Raw genomic sequence first — 2,567 nt, forward strand, 5'->3', positions numbered from 1 at the left:
CTGGCGCAGGGGGCTGGTGCACAGCTCGGTGGTGGTGGTGCCGTCGTTGAACGCGTAGACGGCCGCCGCGTAGTTGTTGGTGAAGCCCAGGAACGCGGAGGACCGGTTGGCCTCGGATGTTCCCGTCTTGCCGGACATCGGCAGGCTCCACCCCGCGCCCGATGCGGCGCCGGCCGCCGTGCCGCCGCTCACGTGGTCCTTGGACATGGCGACGGCGAGGGTGTCGGCGAGCCCTTCCTCGACCACCTGCTCGCACTCCGGCTCGTTCAGCTCGACGGGTGCGCCGGTGCGGTCGGTGATCGACTCGATGGGACTGGGGGGACACCAGACTCCGCCGGAGGCGATGGTGGCGCCGACGTTGGACAGTTCCAGCGCGTTGACGGCGGTGGGCCCGAGGGTGAACGAGCCGAGGTTGTTCTTCTTGACGAACTCGCTGATGGACTCGCCTCCGGGCGCGGTGCCCTTGCGGTCGTAGGAACGCATGCCGAGGCGGACCGCCATGTCGACGGTGGGCGAGACGCCCACGTCCTTGATGAGATTCACGAACGTCGTGTTGGGCGACTGCGCGAGGGCGTCGGTCACGGACAAGGTAGAGGGGTACGAGCCGGCGTTCTCCACGCAGTACTGTGCGGGCGGGCACCCGGCGGCGCCACCGGCGCCGAGTCCGGAGACCTGGACGCGACGCGGCACCGGGAGGCTCGTGTTGGTGCCCATGCCCTTCTCCATGGCGGCGGCGACGGTGAAGACCTTGAAGACCGAGCCCCCGCCGTCACCGACCAGCGAGAACGGCTGCGGTTGCACGGTCTGGCTGTCGCCCAGTTCGAGTCCGTACTGGCGGCTGGAGGCCATCGCGACGACCTTGTGGGCGTCCTTGCCGGGCCGGACGACGCTCATGACCTCGGCTACGCCCTGGGCGGTCGGGTTGCCGTACGTGTCGACCGAGCGCTGGACGTTCGACTGCACGGTCTCGTCAAGGGTGGTGCGGATCGTGTACCCGCCCTGCTCCACCATGTCCCGACTCAGGCCGTTCTCCTCGAGGTACTGGAGGACGTAGTCGCAGAAGAATCCGCTGTCACCGGCGGTGATGCACCCCCGGGGCAGCGGGTTCGGTCGCTCGAGCACACCCAGCGGTTCGGCCGCGTAGGCCTCGCCCCCGGCCGGGGTGATGGCGCCGGTCTGGACCATCGTGTCGATGACGGTGTTGCGGCGCTGCGTGGTGCCCTCGGGGTTGGTGTACGGGTCGAACCGACTGGTGGACTGCACCATGCCCGCGAGCATCGCCGCCTGGGGGACGCTGAGGTCGCGGGCGTCGACGCCGAAGTAGGTCTGCGCGGCGGTCTGGACGCCGAACGTGCCGTTGCCGAACGAGATCAGGTTGAGGTACTTGGTGAGGATCTCGTCCTTGCTCAACTCCCCGTCGAGGGTGAGCGCCATCCGGATCTCTTTGATCTTGCGCGCGGGTGTGGTCTCGACCGCGGCGCGACGCTCCGCGTCGTTCTCGGCGGAGACGAGGAACTGGTAGTTCTTGACCAGCTGCTGGTCGATCGTCGACGCGCCCTGCTCGACCTCGCCCGAGGTGGCGTTGGTCAGGGCCGCGCGGACGGTGCCTCGCCAGTCGACACCGTTGTGGTCCGCGAACCGGCGGTCCTCGATGGCGATGATCGCCAGCTTCATCTGCTGCGAGATCTCCTCGCTGGGCACCGGCACGCGCTGCTGGTCGTACAGCCACGCGATGGGGGCGCCGGCGGAGTCGGTCACCGTGGAGATCGACGGCAGGTCACCCTTGATGAGGTCCGCGGACGTCCCGGCCAACGTGTCGGCCATCTTGTTGGATGCCAGCCCCGCTGCCCCCGCGATCGGGAACAGGGACCCCGCCGTGACCACCCCGGCGGCGACACACGTCGCGACCAGCTTTCCCAGCGAACTCATAGCCGACACACGCACAGGGTACGTGACCACCCCTCCGGGACCACCCGTCGCGCGGCGATCATGTGTCGACTCTTTACTTCTGTTGTGTGACTGCGGTAACAATATGGGGGAACGCGGGACGGATCGGACCGGAATGGGATCGCGATACACGAATCCCAGGTGCGAACGCCCGCCGACACAGTGAGTCCGCCGCGTCGGGCGGGCTCAGAAGGCCGGAGACGAGCGCGGTGAACCCGTCCACGACTCCACTCACGCTAGGGGTATTTCGATGACGTCCACCCTCCCCGGGACCACCCACTCCGCCGACCACGGGGTCCGCCCCGGTGCCGGCAACCCCCTCGGCTCCGAGGAGATCATCATCGGGGAGGGTCGCCAGGAATGGGTGGCCCAGGCCCGGTGCAAGGACATCGATCCGGACGAGCTGTTCGTCCGCGGCGCGGCGCAGCGTAAGGCCGCGTCCATCTGCCGGCACTGCCCGGTCCTGCTGCAGTGCCGGGCCGACGCACTCGACAACCGCGTCGAGTTCGGTGTCTGGGGCGGTATGACCGAGCGTCAGCGCCGCGCCCTGCTCAAGCAGCACCCCGAGGTCCGTTCCTGGGCAGACTTCTTCGCGCAGCAGATCGAGCGGCACACCGCGG

Annotated in this window: 2 protein-coding genes; one reads left to right on the forward strand and one right to left on the reverse strand. The window is 68.7% G+C overall.

Annotated features, from left to right (window positions below; translation table 11 throughout):
• A partial coding sequence (locus tag G6024_RS13325; protein ID WP_159148904.1) for a transglycosylase domain-containing protein occupies window positions 1–1,929 on the reverse strand: 1,929 nt, incomplete at its 3' end.
• A gap of 268 nt (window positions 1,930–2,197) precedes the next feature.
• Between G6024_RS13325 and G6024_RS13330 the strand changes: the two genes are divergently transcribed.
• Window positions 2,198–2,567: WhiB family transcriptional regulator (locus tag G6024_RS13330; protein ID WP_194307443.1), on the forward strand; the 370-nt coding region annotated here is incomplete at its 3' end.

It is taken from the genome of Dietzia maris, from assembly GCF_014144855.1.
Taxonomy (GTDB): Bacteria; Actinomycetota; Actinomycetes; order Mycobacteriales; family Mycobacteriaceae; genus Dietzia; species Dietzia kunjamensis.